This is a genomic window from Streptomyces sp. NPDC033180 (assembly GCF_055577645.1).
Map to the genome: position 1 here is coordinate 61,474 of NZ_JBVIPU010000016.1, position 18,154 is coordinate 79,627.

The 18,154-nt window shown below is 71.4% G+C and carries 2 protein-coding genes and 1 pseudogene; all 3 read left to right on the top strand.

Annotated features, from left to right (window positions below; translation table 11 throughout):
* The first annotated feature begins 4 nt into the window (after window positions 1-4).
* The 3 genes and pseudogenes from ACZ5WE_RS31940 to ACZ5WE_RS31950 all read left to right on the top strand — a co-directional run bounded on the left by ACZ5WE_RS31940 (window position 5) and on the right by ACZ5WE_RS31950 (window position 18,139).
* Window positions 5-11,032, top strand: coding sequence for a type I polyketide synthase (locus ACZ5WE_RS31940; protein WP_467695254.1), 11,028 nt, complete (start codon window positions 5-7; stop codon window positions 11,030-11,032).
* A 24-nt stretch (window positions 11,033-11,056) separates the two neighbouring features.
* Window positions 11,057-17,437: pseudogene (locus ACZ5WE_RS31945) on the top strand (type I polyketide synthase); the annotation flags it as partial.
* A 150-nt stretch (window positions 17,438-17,587) separates the two neighbouring features.
* The gene (locus ACZ5WE_RS31950; protein ID WP_467695252.1) at window positions 17,588-18,139 is read left to right on the top strand and encodes a CcdC protein domain-containing protein; all 552 of its coding nucleotides are present in this window, start codon (window positions 17,588-17,590) and stop codon (window positions 18,137-18,139) included.
* Window positions 18,140-18,154: the final 15 nt, after the last annotated feature.

Sequence of the window (18,154 nt, forward strand, 5' to 3'; positions counted from 1 at the left end):
CTCAGTGTCGAACGAAGAAAAATTGGTCGACTACCTCAAGCGGGCGACGGCCGACCTGCGCGATACCCGCCGCCGCCTGCAGGAGGCGGAGGACAAGGACCGCGAGCCGATTGCCGTCATCGGCATGGCCTGCCGCTACCCGGGCGGAATCAGCACGCCCGAGGAGATGTGGCAGATGGTGGCCGACGGGCGGGACGGCATCACGGAGGTCCCCGCCGACCGCGGCTGGGACCTCGATGCCCTGTCGCTCGCCGACGAGGAGGCGGCCGCCGGGTCCGGTGACTCCGTCGGGTCCGGTGACTCCGCCGGGTCCGGTGACTCCGCCGGGTCCGGTGACTCCGGTGGCTCCGGTGGCTCCGGTGAGAAGCGCGTACCGCGCGGTGGATTCCTGGAAGGCGCCGGGGACTTCGACCCCACCTTCTTCCGGATCTCGCCGCGTGAGGCGCTGGCGATGGACCCGCAGCAGCGGCTGCTCCTCGAAGCCTCCTGGGAGGCCTTCGAGCGGGCCGGGATCGACCCGGAGTCGGTGCACGGCAGCAAGACCGGCGTGTTCGCGGGCCTGATGAACAACACCGACTACACGCCCTCTCCCGCGCAGGAGGGCATACCCGAGGGCCTGGAGGGTTTCCTGGGCACGGGCGGTTCCGGCAGCGTCGCTTCCGGCCGCGTCTCCTACACTCTGGGCCTCGAAGGCCCGGCCGTCACCGTGGACACGGCCTGCTCGTCCTCGCTCGTGACACTGCACCTCGCCGCTCAGGCGCTGCGCAACGACGACTGCACCCTCGCCCTGGCCGGTGGCGCCACCGTGATGGCCACTCCGGGTACGTACCTGGAGTTCTCGCGCCAGCGCGGTCTCGCGCTCGACGGCCGCTGCAAGGCCTTCGCCGACGCAGCCGACGGCACGGGCTTCTCAGAGGGCGTCGGCATGCTGCTCCTGGAGAAGCTCTCGGACGCGGAGCGCAACGGCCACAAGGTGCTCGCGGTCGTCCGCGGCTCCGCCGTCAACCAGGACGGCGCGAGCAGCGGCCTCACCGCCCCCAACGGCCCCTCGCAGCAGCGCGTCATCCGACAGGCCCTCGCCAACGCCGGTCTGTCGACGGGCGATGTGGATGTCGTCGAGGCACATGGCACGGGTACGCGACTGGGCGACCCGATCGAAGCCCAGGCGCTGCTGGCCACCTACGGCAAGGAACGTTCGGCGGAACAGCCCCTGTGGCTCGGGTCGTTCAAGTCGAACGTCGGTCACACGCAGGCGGCGGCCGGTGTCGCGGGCATCATCAAGATGGTCCTGGCGCTGCGCGCTGGTGTCCTGCCGAAGACCCTGCACGTGGACGCTCCTTCCAGAAAGATCGACTGGTCGGCGGGGGCGGTATCGCTGCTGACCGAGGCGCGGGAGTGGCCGGAGACCGGACGGCCCCGACGGGCCGCCGTCTCCTCCTTCGGCGTCAGCGGCACCAACGCCCACGTGGTGCTGGAGCAGGCGCCGACCGCGGCGGTGGAGGCAGAGACCTCCGACGCCGTCGCGACTCCGGCCGTCGGCGGGATCGTTCCGTGGGTGCTTTCGGGCAAGACGGAGGACGCGCTGCGGGCGCAGGCCGAGCGGCTGCACTCGTTCGTGCGGGAGAACTCCGACCTGTGTCCGGCCGATGTGGGCTACTCCCTCGCCGTCGCGCGGGCCCGCTTCGAGCACCGGGCCATCGTCACCGGCGCGAACCGCGAAGAGCTGCTGGCCGCGCTGGAGGCCCTCGCCGCCGGTGAGGTCTCCGGATCAGTGACGGCAGGGGTCGTGCGCCGGGGCCGGCTTGCGTTCTTGTTCACGGGTCAGGGCAGCCAGCGGGTTGGGATGGGTCGCGAGCTGTACGAGGCCTATCCGGTATTCGCTGCTGCCTTCGATGAGGTGTGTGCACGCTTCGATGGGCATCTTGAGCGTCCGTTGAAGGATGTCGTCTTTGGTACGGGCGGCGCGGCCGACGGCTCTGGTCTCATCGACCAGACGGTGTTCACCCAGGCCGCGTTGTTCGCGATTGAGGTCGCGCTGTTCCGGCTGGTCGAGGCGTGGGGGCTGACGCCTGACTTCCTCGTCGGTCACTCGGTGGGCGAGCTGGCTGCCGCGCACGTGGCCGGGGTTTTCGGGCTTGATGACGCGACCACGCTGGTCGCCGCACGCGGACGACTCATGCAGGCACTGCCTGCCGGTGGGGCCATGGCCGCCATCCAAGCCACCGAAGCCGAAGTCCTTGCGACGATCGAAGGCCGCGACCACGAGATCGCCATCGCCGCCATCAACGGACCCTCCTCCGTAGTCATTTCCGGCGACGAGACGGCCGTGGCCGAGATCATGGAGCACTGGCGTCAGCAGGGCCGAAAGGTCCACCAGCTGCGGGTCAGCCACGCCTTCCACTCCCCCCGCATGGAACCCATGCTGGAAGAGTTCCGCACCATCGCAGCCGGAATCACATTCGGAACCCCGCAGATTCCGGTCGTCTCCAACCTCACCGGCCAGCTCGCCGACACTGCAGACCTCTCCTCGCCCGACTACTGGGTCCGCCACGTCCGCCAGGCAGTCCGCTACGCCGACGGCATCACCCACCTCGCCGACCAAGGCGTCACCACCTTCATCGAACTCGGCCCCGACGGAACCCTCTCCGCCATGGCCCAACAAACCCTCACCGAAGCCCCCGACGACACACTCTTCACCCCCGTACTCCGCAAGAACCGCCCCGAAGCCGAAACCCTCACCCAGGCCCTCACCCACACCCACATACGCGGACGCGAACTGAACTGGGACAGCGTCTTCGCGGGCCACGACGCACACCGCGTCGACCTCCCCACCTACGCCTTCCAACACCAGCGCTACTGGCTGGACATGCCGGCCCCCGGTGGTGACGCGATCAGCCTCGGCCTCGGGGCGACCGGGCATCCGCTGCTGGGCGCCGCTGTGGCGATCCCGGACTCCGACGGGGTGCTTCTCGCGGGGCGTCTGTCCCTGCAGTCCCACCCCTGGCTCGCCGACCACACCGTCATGGACACCGTCCTCGTACCCGGTACCGGACTGGTCGAGCTCGCGATCCACGCCGGTGACCAGGTCGGCTGCGGTTCCCTGGACGAGCTGACGCTCCAGGCACCGCTGGTTCTCCCCGAGCATGGGGGCGTAGCGCTACGCGTCACGGTGGAGGCCCCCGACGAGGGAGGCCGCCGGTCCGTAGCCATCCACTCGCGCCCCGACGACACCGAGCCCGATGTCCCATGGACCCTTCATGCGGTCGGCTCGCTGAACGACACCGTCCCGGCCGCCTCCCCTGATCTGTCGGTGTGGCCGCCAAAGGGAGCCGAGTTCGTCGAACTCGACGGTCTGTACGCCGGCTTGGCCGATGCGGGCCTGTCCTACGGTCCGGTGTTCCAGGGCCTGCGGGCTGCCTGGCGATCGGGCGGCGATGTGTTCGCCGAGGTGGCACTGCCCGAAGACACCACCACCGACGGCTTCGGACTGCACCCCGCACTCCTCGACGCCGCCCTCCACGCCGTGGCCCTCGGCAACTTCACCCAGACATCGGACCAGGCACACCTGCCCTTCGCCTGGACCGGCGTCACCCTCCACGCCACCGGCGCAACCTCACTGCGCGTCAAACTCTCACCAGCCGGCACCGACGCCGTATCCATCACCGCCGCAGACGAGACCGGAACACCCGTCGCCACCGCCGACGCCCTCGTACTCCGCGCCATCACCCCCGAACAACTCACCGCCAGGCGTGGCGGGTTCCACGACTCGCTTTTCCACGTGGAGTGGCCGGAGCTGTCACTACCGGCCGCCGAGTCCAGGTCTCACGCCGTGCTGGGCGGGGCGAACCCCTTCGCCGACGGACCCCTGTTCTCGGACCTGACCGAACTCGCCGCCACCGGCACGATCCCCGAGGTCGTCTTCGCTCCCCTCGATTCCGACGAGGGCACAGGTACGGCCGATGCCGCACACGTCGCCGCTCACCGCGCGCTGGCCCTCGTGCAGAACTGGCTGGCCGAGGACCGCCTCGCGGACTCCCGCCTGGTGTTCGTCACGCGCGGCGCCGTCGCCGCCGGCCCCGACGACACGGTCAGCGACCTCGCCCACGCTCCCGTCTGGGGCCTCGTGCGCTCCGCACAGGCCGAGAACCCCGACCGGTTCGTCCTCATCGACACCGGCCACGACACGCCCGAGCTCAGCGCGCTGTGGCCCATCATCGCCTCCGATGAGCCCGAAGCCGTACTTCGCGACGGCGGCGTACGCGTGCCGCGCCTGGCCCGCGTGCCCGTCACCGACAACCCGGCCGCCACCGCCCTGGACCCCTCGGGCACCGTCCTCATCACCGGCGGCACCGGCGCCCTCGGCTCACTCGTCGCCCGCCACCTCGTCACCGAACACGGCGCACGCCACCTCCTCCTCACCAGCCGCCGCGGCCTCGACGCCGAAGGCGCACCCGAACTCGCCACCGAACTGACCCAACTCGGCGCCACCACCATCGAGATCACCGCCTGCGACGCCGCCGACCGGGACGCACTCCAAACACTGCTCGACTCGATCGATCACCAGCGCCCCCTCACCGCCGTCATCCACACGGCCGGAGTCCTCGACGACGGCGTCATCAACTCCCTCACCCCCGAACGCCTCGACGCCGTACTCCGCCCCAAAGCCGACGCAGCCCTCAACCTCCACCACCTCACCAAGGACCTCGACCTCTCCGCCTTCGTCCTCTTCTCCTCCGCAGCCGGCATCCTCGGCAACCCCGGCCAAGCCAACTACGCCGCCGCCAACACCTTCCTCGACGCACTCGCCCACCACCGCCACACCCACAACCTCCCCGCAACCTCCCTCGCCTGGGGAGCCTGGGAACAAACCAGCGGCATGACCGCGGACCTCGGCGACACCAACGCCAACCGCATCAACCGCGGCGGCATGACCGGCCTCACCCACGCCGAGGGCCTGCGCCTCCTCGACACCGCGTGGACCAGCGAGCAGACCCTGCTCGTACCCATGCACATGGACCTGGCCGCCATCCGCACCCAAGCCACCACACACGGCACACCCCCACTCCTCCGCGGACTCATCCGCACCCCCAGCCGCCGCAACGCCCACACCAACACACCGGCCGTGGCGCAGGGCGAATGGGCGAGGCAACTGGTCGCGCACGCGCCCAGCGAGCGGCATGCGTTCGCGCTCGAGCTGGTCAGGTCGAGGGTCGCCGCGGTGCTCAGCTATCCCGATGTCGAATCGGTGGACCCTGAGAAGGCGTTCAAGGAGTTCGGGTTCGACTCGCTGACGGCCGTCGAGTTCCGTAACCAGCTCGGTACGGCTGTCGGGCTCCGGCTCCCCGCCACCCTCGTCTTCGACCACCCGAACGCGACGGCCGTCGCCGACTTCGTAGTGGCCGAGCTCACCGACACCCATGCGGCGATCGAGGCCTCGGCTGCCGGGCCCGCGGATGACGAGCCGATCGCGATCGTCGGTATGGCCTGCCGCTACCCGGGCGGAATCACGTCACCCGAGGGCATGTGGCAGTTCCTGCTCAACGGCGGCGACGGGATCACGTCCTTCCCGACCGACCGCGGCTGGGACCTGGAGCGGGTCTTCGGCGAGGACCCGGAGCGCGACGGCGATTCGTACGCCCTCGAAGGCGGATTCCTGCAGGGCGCGGGCGACTTCGACCCGGCCTTCTTCGGCATCTCCCCGCGTGAGGCCGTGGCGATGGACCCGCAACAGCGGCTGCTCCTCGAAGCCTCCTGGGAAGCACTGGAGCGCGCGGGCATCGATCCGGCCTCCGTACGCGGCAGTTCAACAGGCATCTTCGCGGGCGTGATGTACCACAACTACGCCTCGCGTCCGACGGAGATCCCGGAGGGTGTGGAGGGCTTCCTCGGTACGGGCGGTTCCAGCAGTGTCATCTCGGGGCGGGTGTCCTACACGTTCGGGTTCGAGGGCCCGGCCGTCACCGTGGACACCGCGTGCTCGTCCTCCCTCGTCGCCCTCCATCTGGCCGCGCAGTCGCTGCGCCGGGGCGAGTGCTCCTTGGCCTTGGCCGGTGGTGTCACGGTCATGCCGACGCCCGACACGTTCGCCAGCTTCGCCCTCCAGCGCGGCCTGGCCCTGAACGGCCGCTGCAAGCCCTTCGCCGGCGCCGCCGACGGCACCGGCTGGTCCGAGGGCGTGGGCATGCTCCTCGTCGAACGCCTCTCCGACGCCGAGCGCAACGGCCACCACATCCTCGCCGTCGTCCGCGGCTCCGCCGTCAACCAGGACGGCGCCTCCAACGGCCTCACCGCCCCCAACGGCCCCTCCCAGCAGCGCGTCATCCGCCAAGCCCTCGCCAACGCCGACCTGACCACGGCCGATGTGGACATCGTCGAGGCGCACGGCACCGGCACACGGCTCGGCGACCCCATCGAAGCCCAGGCGCTGCTGGCCACCTACGGCCAGGACCGCAACACCGAACAGCCGCTCTGGCTCGGCTCCATCAAGTCCAACCTCGGCCACACCCAGGCAGCCGCCGGCGTCGCCGGCATCATCAAAATGGTGATGGCGCTACGCAACGGCGTCATGCCCAAGACCCTCCACGTCGACGAACCCTCCCCCCACGTCGACTGGACCACCGGCAACGTCTCCCTCCTCACCCAAGCCCAGCCGTGGCCCGAAACCGGACACCCCCGCCGAGCCGCCGTCTCCTCCTTCGGCATCAGCGGCACCAACGCCCACGTCGTGATCGAGCAGTTCGCGACTGAAGCCGGGACAGTGCCGTCGACCGTGCCGACCGTGGTTGGTGGCGCGGTGCCGTGGGTGCTCTCCGGGAAGACCGAGGACGCGCTGCGGGCACAGGCGGCACGGCTCACGACCTACCTCGACGAGCGCCCCGAGCTGAGCCCGACCGATGTGGGCTACTCCCTCGCCATCGCGCGGGCCCGCTTCGAACACCGAGCCATCGTCACCGGCACCGACCGGGACGCACTCCTGGCGGGCGTCCGGGCCTTGGCCGCAGGCGAACCGTCCGGAGCGGTCACGACCGGCAGCACCAACCGCGGCAAGCTGGCGCTCTTGTTCACGGGTCAGGGCAGCCAGCGGGTTGGGATGGGCCGCGAGCTGTACGAGGCGTACCCGGTGTTCGCCGCTGCCTTCGATGAGGTGTGCGCGCACTTCGACGGACACCTTGAGCAGCCGCTGAAGGACGTCGTCTTCGGTACGGACAGCAGCACGGATGCCGGGCTCATCGATCAGACGGTATTCACCCAGGCCGCACTCTTCGCGATCGAGGTCGCACTCTTCCGCCTGGTCGAGGCATGGGGGCTCACCCCTGACTTCCTCGTCGGCCACTCGGTCGGCGAACTGGCCGCCGCACACGTGGCCGGGGTCTTCGGGCTCGATGACGCGACCACGCTGGTCGCCGCACGCGGACGACTCATGCAGGCCCTGCCTGCCGGTGGGGCCATGGCCGCGATCCAGGCCACCGAAGCCGAAGTCCTTGCGACGATCGAAGGCCGCGACCACGAGATCGCCATCGCCGCCATCAACGGACCCTCCTCCGTAGTCATCTCCGGCGACGAACCGGCCGTGGTCGAAGTCCTGGAGCACTGGCGTCAGCAGAGCCGCAAGGTCCACCAACTCCGCGTCAGCCACGCCTTCCACTCACCCCGCATGGAACCCATGCTGGACGAATTCCGCACCATCGCAGCACGCCTGACCTACGGTGCTCCGAACATCCCCGTCGTCTCCAACCTCACCGGCCAGCTCGCCGACACCGCAGACCTCTGCACCGCCGACTACTGGGTCCGCCACGTCCGCCAGGCAGTCCGCTACGCCGACGGCATCACCCACCTCGCCGACCAAGGCGTCACCACCTTCATCGAGCTGGGCCCCGACGGAACCCTCTCCGCCATGGCCCAGCAAACCCTCACCGAAGCCCCCGAAGACACGCTCTTCAGCCCCGTACTCCGCAAAAACCGCCCCGAAACCGAAACCCTCACCTCCGCCCTCACCCACACCCACGTCCACGGCGCCGAACTCAACTGGGACGGCGTATACGAGGGCCGGGGCGCCCACCGCATCGACCTCCCCACCTACGCCTTCCAACACCAGCGCTACTGGCTCCAGTCGCTGTCCGCCACCGGCGACGCGTCGGGGCTCGGCCAGTCCGCCACCAGCCATCCGCTGCTCGGGGCCGCGATCGCTCTCCCCGACTCGGACGGCGTCCTGCTCACCGGCCGGCTGTCCCTCCAGTCCCACCCCTGGCTCGCCGACCACACCGTCATGGACACCGTCCTCCTCCCGGGTACCGCGCTGGTCGAGCTCGCGATCCACGCCGGTGACCAGGCCGGCTGCGGCCAGGTCGAGGAGCTGACGCTCGAAGCCCCCCTCGTCCTGCCCGAGCGCGGCGGTGTCGCCCTGCGGGTGACGGTGGGTGCCGCCGAGGAGAACGGGTTGCGCCAGGTCGGTATCTACTCCCGCCCGGACGGCGCGGACGCCACGGAGCCGTGGACCCGCCATGCCTCCGGCCTCCTGGCGGAGAACACGCCGGTCGCCTCTTCCGACCTGTCGGTGTGGCCGCCCAAGGGCGCCGAGTCGTTGGACACGGAGAGCCTCTACGCGGACCTCGTCGGGGCCGGCCTCGCGTACGGCCCGGTCTTCCAGGGCCTTCGCGCGGCCTGGCGGCTCGGCAGCGACGTCTACGCCGAAGTGGCGCTGCCCGAGGACACCGCGACCAGCGGCTACGGGCTCCACCCCGCCCTCCTCGACTCCGCTCTGCACGCCGTGGCCCTGGGCGACTTCGTGGGAGCGCCGGGCGAGGGCCGGCCGGAGAGCGGCCCGTGGCTGCCCTTCGCGTGGAACGGTGTGTCCCTGCACGCGACCGGCGCATCCGCCCTGCGCGTGCGGCTGTCCCCGGCCGCGGCCAACGGTTCCGGCGGCGCCGACGCGGTGTCGCTGACGGTCGCCGACGAGACAGGCGCCCACGTGGCGTCGGTGGAGTCGTTGACGCTGCGCGCGCTCGCGGCCGAGCAGCTCGCCGGTGGGCGCGAGGCCACGCACGACGCTCTCTTCCGCATCGACTGGACCGAACTCACCACTCCTCCGGCCGCTCCGGCCGCTCCGGCACTCTCCTGTGCCGTTGTCGGAACCGATGACGGACTCCAGCGGCTGCTCAAGGGCTCCGGTGTCGACGCGGCGACCTTCATGGACCTGGCGGAAATCGCAGGGTCCGACGCCATTCCCGAGGTCGTTCTCGCCGCTGCCCCTGCGCACGAAGGTGCTGCCCCTGCGCACGAAGGTACTGTCCCTGCCCACGAAGGTGCTGCCCCTGCCCACGAAGGTACGGACACGGCTGCCGCCGCGCATCGGGCCGCGCACCACGCGCTGGCCCTGGTCCAGCACTGGTTGGCGGAAGACCGTTTCGCCGCCTCCCGCCTGGTGTTCGTCACGCGCGGCGCCGTCGCCGCCGGCCCCGACGACACCGTCAGCGACCTGGCCAACGCACCCGTCTGGGGCCTCGTACGCGCCGCGCAAGCCGAGAACCCCGACCGGTTCGTCCTCCTGGACCTCGACGAGGCCTCGGAACTCACCGGGCTGTGGGCGCTCCTCGGCTCCGACGAACCGGAGGCGGCACTGCGCGATGGCGGCGTACGCGTGCCGCGCCTGGCCCGCGTGCCCGTAACCGACAACCCGGCCGCCACCGCCCTGGACCCCTCGGGCACCGTTCTCATCACCGGCGGCACCGGCGCCCTCGGCTCACTCGTCGCCCGCCACCTCGTCACCGAACACGGCGCACGCCACCTCCTCCTCACCAGCCGCCGCGGCCTCGACGCCGAAGGCGCACCCGAACTCGCCGCCGAACTGACCCAACTCGGCGCCACCACCGTCGACATCGCCGCATGCGACGCCGCCGACCGGGACGCACTCCAAACACTGCTCCACACGATCGACGACACGCACCCCCTCACCGCCGTCATCCACACGGCAGGCGTCCTCGACGACGGCGTCATCAACTCCCTCACCCCCGAACGCCTCGACGCAGTCCTGCGCCCCAAAGCCGATGCCGCCCTCAACCTCCACCACCTCACCAAGGACCTCGACCTCTCCGCCTTCGTCCTCTTCTCCTCCGCAGCCGGCATCCTCGGCAACCCCGGCCAAGCCAACTACGCCGCCGCCAACACCTTCCTCGACGCACTCGCCCACCACCGCCACTCACTCGGCCTCCCCGCAACCTCCCTCGCCTGGGGAGCCTGGGAACAAACCAGCGGCATGACCGCGGACCTCGGCGACGCCAACGCCAACCGCATCAACCGCGGCGGCATGACCGGCCTCACCCACGCCGAGGGCCTGCGCCTCCTCGACACCGCGTGGACCAACGAGCAGACCCTGCTCGTACCCATGCACATGGACCTGGCCGCGGTACGCACCCAAGCCACCACACACGGCACACCCCCACTCCTCCGCGGACTCATCCGCACCCCCAACCGCCGGACGGCCCAGGCCACTTCACGGGCCGAGAGCGACACGCTCACCCAGCGGCTCGCCGGGCTCTCGCGTGAGGACCGCCGGGCCGCGCTGCTCGACCTCGTACGGCAGCAGGCCGCGTCGGTGCTCGGTTTCGCAGGTGTGTCGGAGGTTCCCGCGGACCGTGCCTTCCGGGAGCTGGGGTTCGACTCGCTGACCGGTGTCGAGCTCCGCAACCAGCTCGGCAAGGCGACCGGACTGCGGCCGCCGGCCACGCTGATCTTCGACTACCCGAACCCGGTCGAACTCGCCGAGTACCTGCTGGGCGCGCTGCCCGACGGCGACGGAGCCGGGCGCAGCGTGCACGACGAGTTGGACGCGCTCGAGTCGCTGCTCTCCTCGCTCGAACCGGACGGCGGTGAGCGGGTCCGTATCAGCACCCGTCTCCAGACGCTGCTGGCCCGCCTGGGCGAGGGCCGCGGCGACGAGGGCGCCGGGGAGACGGAGTCGGTGGCGGACGCGATCGGCTCCGCGAGCGACGACGAGATGTTCCAGTTCATCGGCCGAGAATTCGGCATTTCCTGACCCGCTAGGAGAAGAGACGTCACCATGTCCAACGAGGAAAAGCTCCGTCACTTCCTTAAGCAGGTCACGGCCGATCTGCACCAGACCCGTCAGCGCCTCGGCGAGCTGGAGGCCGGCGCGCACGAGCCCATCGCGATCGTCGGCATGAGCTGCCGCTTCCCGGGCGGGGTGGAAGACCCCGACGGGCTGTGGGAGTTGGTGCGCGAGGGCCGTGACGGCGTCACGGAGTTCCCCACCGACCGAGGGTGGGACATCGCGGCGCTGCAGGGCTCCGGCGAGGAGGGCGAGGGATACACCTCCGACACCGTGTACGGCGGGTTCGTGCACGGTGCCGCCGAGTTCGACCCGGCGTTCTTCGGTATCTCGCCGCGTGAGGCGCTCGCGACGGAGCCGCAGCAGCGGCTGCTGCTCGAAGCGTCGTGGGAGGCGTTCGAGAGCGCCGGGATCGACCCGGCCGAGCTGCGGGGCAGCAGGACCGGTGTGTTCGCGGGCCTGATGAACAACACGGACTATCTGGCGCAGGCTCCCGTGCTGCCGGAGGGTGTCGGCGGTTTCCTCAGCACGGGAACCTCCGGGAGCGTGGCCTCGGGCCGGGTCTCGTACACCTTCGGTCTGGTCGGTCCGGCCGTGACCGTGGACACCGCGTGCTCCTCGTCGCTGGTCACCCTGCACCTGGCGGTTCAGGCGCTGCGCAGCGGCGAGTGCTCCATGGCGCTCGCAGGCGGCGCGACCGTCATGTGCGCGCCGGGCACCTTCATCGAGGTCAGCAAGCAACAGGGGCTGGCGGCGGACGGACGGTGCAAGGCATTCTCCGAGGACGCGGACGGCGCGGGTTTCTCCGAGGGAGCGGGCATGCTGCTCCTGGAGCGGCTCTCCGACGCGCGCCGCAGCGGCCACCGGGTGCTGGGTGTCATTCGGGGTACGGCGGTCAATCAGGACGGCGCGTCCAATGGCCTGACCTCCCCGAACGGCCCTTCCCAGCAGCGCGTCATCCAGGAGGCGCTGGCCAACGCCCGCCTCGCGCCGGAGCAGGTGGACGCGGTGGAGGCGCACGGCACCGGGACCACGCTCGGCGACCCGATCGAGGCGCAGGCGCTGATCGCCACGTACGGGCAGGCTCGTGACGCCGAACACCCCTTGTGGGTCGGCTCGTTCAAGTCCAACGTCGGGCATACGCAGGCCGCGGCGGGTGTCGGCGGCGTCATCAAAATGGTGATGGCCATGCGGCACGGAGTGCTGCCGAAGACCCTGCATGTCGGCGAGGTGACGAGGAAGGTCGACTGGTCCGGTGGTTCCGTGGCGGTGCTCACCGAGGCCCGCCCGTGGCCGGAGTCCGAGGAGCCCCGCCGCGCGGGCGTCTCGTCGTTCGGTGTCAGTGGCACCAACGCGCACGTGATCCTGGAGCAGGCACCGGACCAGGACCCGGAGCCGGTGGACGCCGCGGCCCTCCCGTCGGCCCCCGCGCGGACCGCCTCCGTGGAGGGTTCCCCGCGGGCGGTCGTCCGGCCGCTGCCGGATGCCGCCGCTCCCTGGCTCCTGTCCGCCAAGTCGCAGCAGGCGCTGCGCGGTCAGGCCGGGCGTCTGCGGGCCCACATCGCCGCCCGCCCCGACCTGGACCCGGCGGATGTGGCGCACTCCCTGGTGACCACGCGCGCCTCGTTCGACTACCGGGCCGCCGTGGTCGCCGACGACCGTGACGGGCTGCTTCGCGGCCTGGCGGCGCTCGCGGATGGCTCCGCGGAGACGGGTGAGGGAGTCGAGGACGCGCGGATCGTCCAGGGCATGGCCCGGCCGGACCGGAAGATCGCGTTCGTCTTCCCGGGTCAGGGTTCGCAGTGGCTCGGCATGGCCGCCGGGCTGCTGGAGTCGTCGCCGGTGTTCGCGGCCTCCGTCGCCGAGTGTGACGCGGCCTTCGCCGAGTTCCTCGACTGGTCGGTGGCCGACGCGCTGCGCGGATCGCAGGGCACACCGGACCCGGAACGGCTCGATGTGCTGCAGCCGATGCTGTTCACCACGATGGTGTCGCTGGCCGCGCTGTGGCGGTCCTTGGGCGTGCGGCCCGCTGCCGTCGTGGGCCACTCGCAGGGCGAGGTCGCCGCCGCGTACGTCGCAGGCGCGCTGTCGCTGCAGGATGCCTCCCGCATCGTCGCGCTGCGCAGCAAGGCTCTGCTCGCGCTGATCGGCAAGGGCGCGATGGCATCCGTCCTCGCCCCGGTGGAGTCCGTGCGGGAGTGGATCGCACCCCATGGCGACCGCCTGTCGGTCGCGGTGGTCAACGGACCCGGCGCGTGTGTGGTGGCCGGGGTGCCCGACGCGGTCGACGAGTTCGTCGCCGCGATGGAAGCGGCGGAGATACGGGTCCGGCGCGTGCCGGGTGCGCTGGGTGCCGGGCACTCCGCGCAGGTCGAGCCGCTCCGCGAGCGGATCCTCGCCGATCTCGGCCCGGTCGTGCCGCGGCCTGCTCAAGTGCCGTTGTACTCGACCGTCACCGGTGGGCTGCTCGACACCGCCACGATGGACGCCGCGTACTGGTACGAGAACATGCGCCGGACGGTCGAGTTCGACGGCACGGTACGCGAGTTGCTGGCCTCAGGTCACCAGATGTTCATCGAGGTCAGCCCGCATCCCGTCCTTACGGTGCCGCTGCAGGGCATCCTGGAGAGCGCCGGCGGCGAGGCCACTGTCCTTGGCACGCTGCGACGCGGTGAGGGAGGCGCGCGGCGTTTCCTCACCGCGCTGGCCACCGCCCACGCCGCGGGGGCCGAGCCCGCGTGGGACACCGTGATCAGCCCTGGCCCCGCGGGGCGGGCCGAGCTGCCGACATACGCGTTCCAGCGCAGCCGCTACTGGCTGGAGCCGGGGCCCTATGACGGTGATGTGACATCGGCGGGGCTGGTTCCGGCCGGTCATCCGCTGCTGGCCGCAGCGATCGAACGGGCCGACGAGGACGGCCTGTTGCTCTCCGGCAGGCTCTCTCTGCGCACCCATCCGTGGCTCGCGGACCATGCCGCGTTGGACACCGTGCTGCTGCCGGGTACGGCCTTCGTGGAGCTGGCCCTGCATGCCGGTGTCCGGGTGGGCTGCGGGGTGGTGGAGGAGCTGACGTTCGAGGCCCCGCTGATCCTGCCCGCGGAGGGCGGCGTCGCGGTGCAGCTCGTCGTCGGCGTGCCGGACGGTACGGGGCGCCGCGCCGTCAGTGTCCACGCCCGGCCGGACGATGCCACCGGCGAGCAGCCGTGGACCAGACACGCCACGGGAACCCTCGCCGGAGCCGCCGCGCCCGCGTCGTTCGACTTCACGGCGTGGCCGCCCCAGGGTGGCGAGGCGGTGCCGGTGGACGGCCTGTACGACGAGTTCCACGCCGCCGGGATCGGCTACGGACCGGCGTTCCAGGGGCTGCGCGGGGTGTGGCGGCGCGGTGCGGAGATCTTCGCCGAGATCGACCTGCCGGAGGAACTGCACTCCGCGGCAACGGAGTTCGGTGTGCATCCCGCTCTGCTGGACGCGGCGATGCACGCCGTGGCCGCGGGGACGGTCGGCGACGGAGCGGACGGGTCGGATGCGGGCGGGCTGTGGCTGCCCTTCTCGTGGCGAGGCGTCAGCCTGTACGCGACGGGCGCCAAGGCCCTGCGGGTGCGTTTCGCGCCGGTCGAGGGCGAGGACGCGCTCTCCCTTCAGGTCGGTGACGCCGCCGGGCGTCCGGTCGTGGCCGCCGACGCGCTGGTGGTGCGGCAGATCTCGGCGGAGAAGCTGAGCGCGGCGAGCACGCGCCACCATGAGTCGCTGTTCCAGGTCGACTGGGTGCCGCTGTCGCTCTCGGCGGCCGGCGGGAAGGCATCGTACGCGGTGATCGGTGCCGCTCTGCCCGACGCGACGGGGCCGAGCCACGCCGATCTCGATGCGCTGGCCGCCGAGTTGGCGGCGGGCACGCCCGTCCCTGAGCTGGTCTTCGCGCCGCTGGGCCTGGCCCCCGGGGGCGGCACCGGTGGTGCGGCCGAGACCGCGGCGGCCGCGCACCGCGCGGCCCGCGAAGCGCTCGACCTCGTCCAGGCGTGGCTCGCGGAGCCGCGCCTCGCGGACGCCCGGCTGGTCGTGGTGACCCGGAACGCGGTCGCCACCGGCCCCGACGAGGACGTACCGGGCCTGGCGGACTCCCCCGTATGGGGCCTGCTGCGCTCCGCGCGTGCGGAGAATCCGGACCGGTTCGTCACCGTCGACCTGGACGGTGAGCGGTCCTCGGCCGATGCGCTGTGGGCCGCGGCGGCCTCCGAGGAGCCGGAGATCGCGCTGCGTGCGGGCAGCGCGCTGGCACCTCGGCTCGCGCGGGTCCCGGTGGCCGGCGCGAGCGGAGCGGGGACGGATCCGGCGGCCGGGGATGCGGGGCCGGGCACGGCTCTCGACCCCGACGGGACCGTGCTGATCACCGGCGGCACTGGGACGCTGGGCGCCCTGGTGGCCCGCCACCTGGTGACGGAGCACGGCGCGCGCCGTCTGCTGCTGACCAGCAGGCGTGGCGCCGAAGCGGCCGGAGCCGCCGAGCTGACGGCCGAACTCACCGCGCTGGGCGCCGATGTACGGCTGGCGGCCTGCGACACCTCCGACCGGTCCGCGCTCGAGGCGCTGTTCGCCGATGTGCCCGCCGACCATCCGCTGACGGCGGTGGTGCACAGCGCCGGAGTGCTGGACGACGGCGTCGTCGACGGGCTGACCCACGAGCGGCTGGCGAAGGTCATGCGCCCCAAGGTGGATGCCGCGCTGCATCTGCACGAGCTGACCGAGAAACTGGACCTCAGTGCCTTCGTGCTGTTCTCGTCCGCGGCCGGCGTGATGGGCAACCCGGGCCAGGCCAACTACGCGGCCGCCAACGCGTTCGTCGACGCCCTCGCCCAGCACCGGCGCGTCCGGGGCCTGCCCGCCACCTCGATGGCCTGGGGCCTGTGGCTGGACAGCCTCGGTGTGATCGGTGAGGCCAATGGTGAGGACGCCGCCACCCGCACCCGAAGCCGTATCCCCGGCCTCGGTTCGCAGGAGGGTCTGGAGCTGTTCGACGCGGCGTGGCACCACGAGCGCACCCTTTTCGTGCCGATGCGGCTGGACCTGGCGGGCCTGCGTGCCCAGGCGGATCCGGAGGGTGTGCCGCCGCTGTTGCGGGGCCTGGTCAAGGCTGTCGCCCGGCGCTCCGCCGGCGGGGCGGGGGCCACGGGCCCGTCGCTGACGGAGCGGCTGGCCGGGCTGCCGGAGCACGAGCGGGGCGCGGCGATGCTGGAGTACGTCCGTACCCAGGCCGCTTCGGTCCTCGGCTATGCCGACGCGGACGCGGTGGCGCCCACCCGGCGGTTTTTGGAGATGGGTTTCGACTCGCTCAGCGCCGTCGAACTGCGCAACCGCCTCGGCGCCGCGACCGGTGTACGGCTGCCGGCGACCGTCGCCTTCGAGAACCCGACCTCGGAGGCGCTTGCCGGCTATCTCACCCGGGCCATGGCATCGGCCGAGCCGCGTCCCGAGGAAGGGGCCGCGCCCGCCGCGGCCGGCCAGGAGAGCGTGTTCGGAGCGATGGCGCGGCGCGCGGGCGAGATGGGGCGGCTCCAGGAGTTCGTCACGCTGCTCACCACCGCCTCGGAGTTCCGGCCGTCGTTCGCGTCGTCCGCGGAGCTCTCCGGAGAGCTGGACGTGGTCCGGCTCGCCAAGGGCGAGTCCGGCGCCGAACTGATCTGCATCCCCTCGGTCCTGCCGATGTCAGGACCGCACGAGTACGCCCGGTTCGCCGCCGCGCTCCGCGATGTCCGTACTGTGTCGGTGCTGCCGGCGCCCGGCTTCGTCCCCGGGGAGCCGCTGCCCGCGCATGTGGACGCGCTGGCCGCGGCGCACGCCGAATCGCTGCTCGCCCACACGGACGGAAAGCCGTTCGTGCTCGCCGCGCACTCCTCCGGAGGCATGCTGGCGCACGCGCTGGTGAGGCGGCTCGAGTCGTTGGGCGTACGGCCGCGGGCGCTGGTCCTGATGGACATCTATCCGCTGGACGCGCGGGCGTTCGCGGGCGTCCAGACGCGGATCGGCGGGGCCGGGAATCCGGACGACGCGCAAGGGCCGGACTCCGGGGCCGGATCGGGCGCGGCGGCAGGCGGCCTGGGGGCGCTCGGTGATGTGCGGCTCACCGCGATGGCGGGGTACTTCCGCGTCTTCGGCGGGTGGCAGCCACAGCCGATCGCCACGCCCACGCTGCTGGTGAGGGCTTCGGAGCCGCTGCCCAACTGGCGGCACACAGCCGACTGGCAGTCCTCCTGGCGCCTTGAGCACAGCGTGCTCGACACCGGGGGCGACCACTTCTCGATGATGGAGGAGCACGCGGGGGAGACCGCGCGGGCCGTGCACGAGTGGCTGTCGCGGCTGGACCCGTCGGCGTAGCGGTCGGCCGGCTCCTCCCTGCGGGGGGCATGTGGGGGTGGAAACCGAAGTCTCGGTCTCCACCCCCTTTCTCCACCCGTGACCTCAGGACCGATAATCGCGCGGCTCCTAGTCTTCTTTATACGCACTAGAACGAATCGGAGGTACGCAGTGACTGACGCCATGTTGGATGCTCTGTTCCTGAGCGGGATCCTGATCACCATCGTCCTTACCACCCAGGTGGGGCGGCATCGCTTCGGACTCCTCAAGCTGCTCATGCCGCTGGGGCTGGTGGCGTATTTCGCCTACGACATGCTGCACAACATGAAGACGTCGCAGCCCAATCTCACGTCGGCGGGTATCGGAATCGCCATTGGCGCGGCCATCGGTGTCGGACTTCTCTACACCATGCGCGTCGAGAACGACGCGGCCACCGGAAAGACCTACACCAGGGCCGGCTGGAAATACCTGGCCATCTGGATGGTGGTACTCGTCGGCCGGCTCAGCTTCATCTGGTCGCTGGAGAACATCGATTCCTTCCGCGCCGATTTCGGCAAGTGGACCGTGGAGCAGCAGATCGACCCCGAGGGGGTCGCCGCCTTCTTCGTCCTGATGGCCATGGCCATGGTCCTGGTCCGCACGGTCGGCGTGGCCATCCGCTGGATGCGGCGCCCGCGGCCCGTGGCGCCGGCGCCGCGGACCAGGCAGACCAGCACGGTCTGACCGTGTGACGGGTGG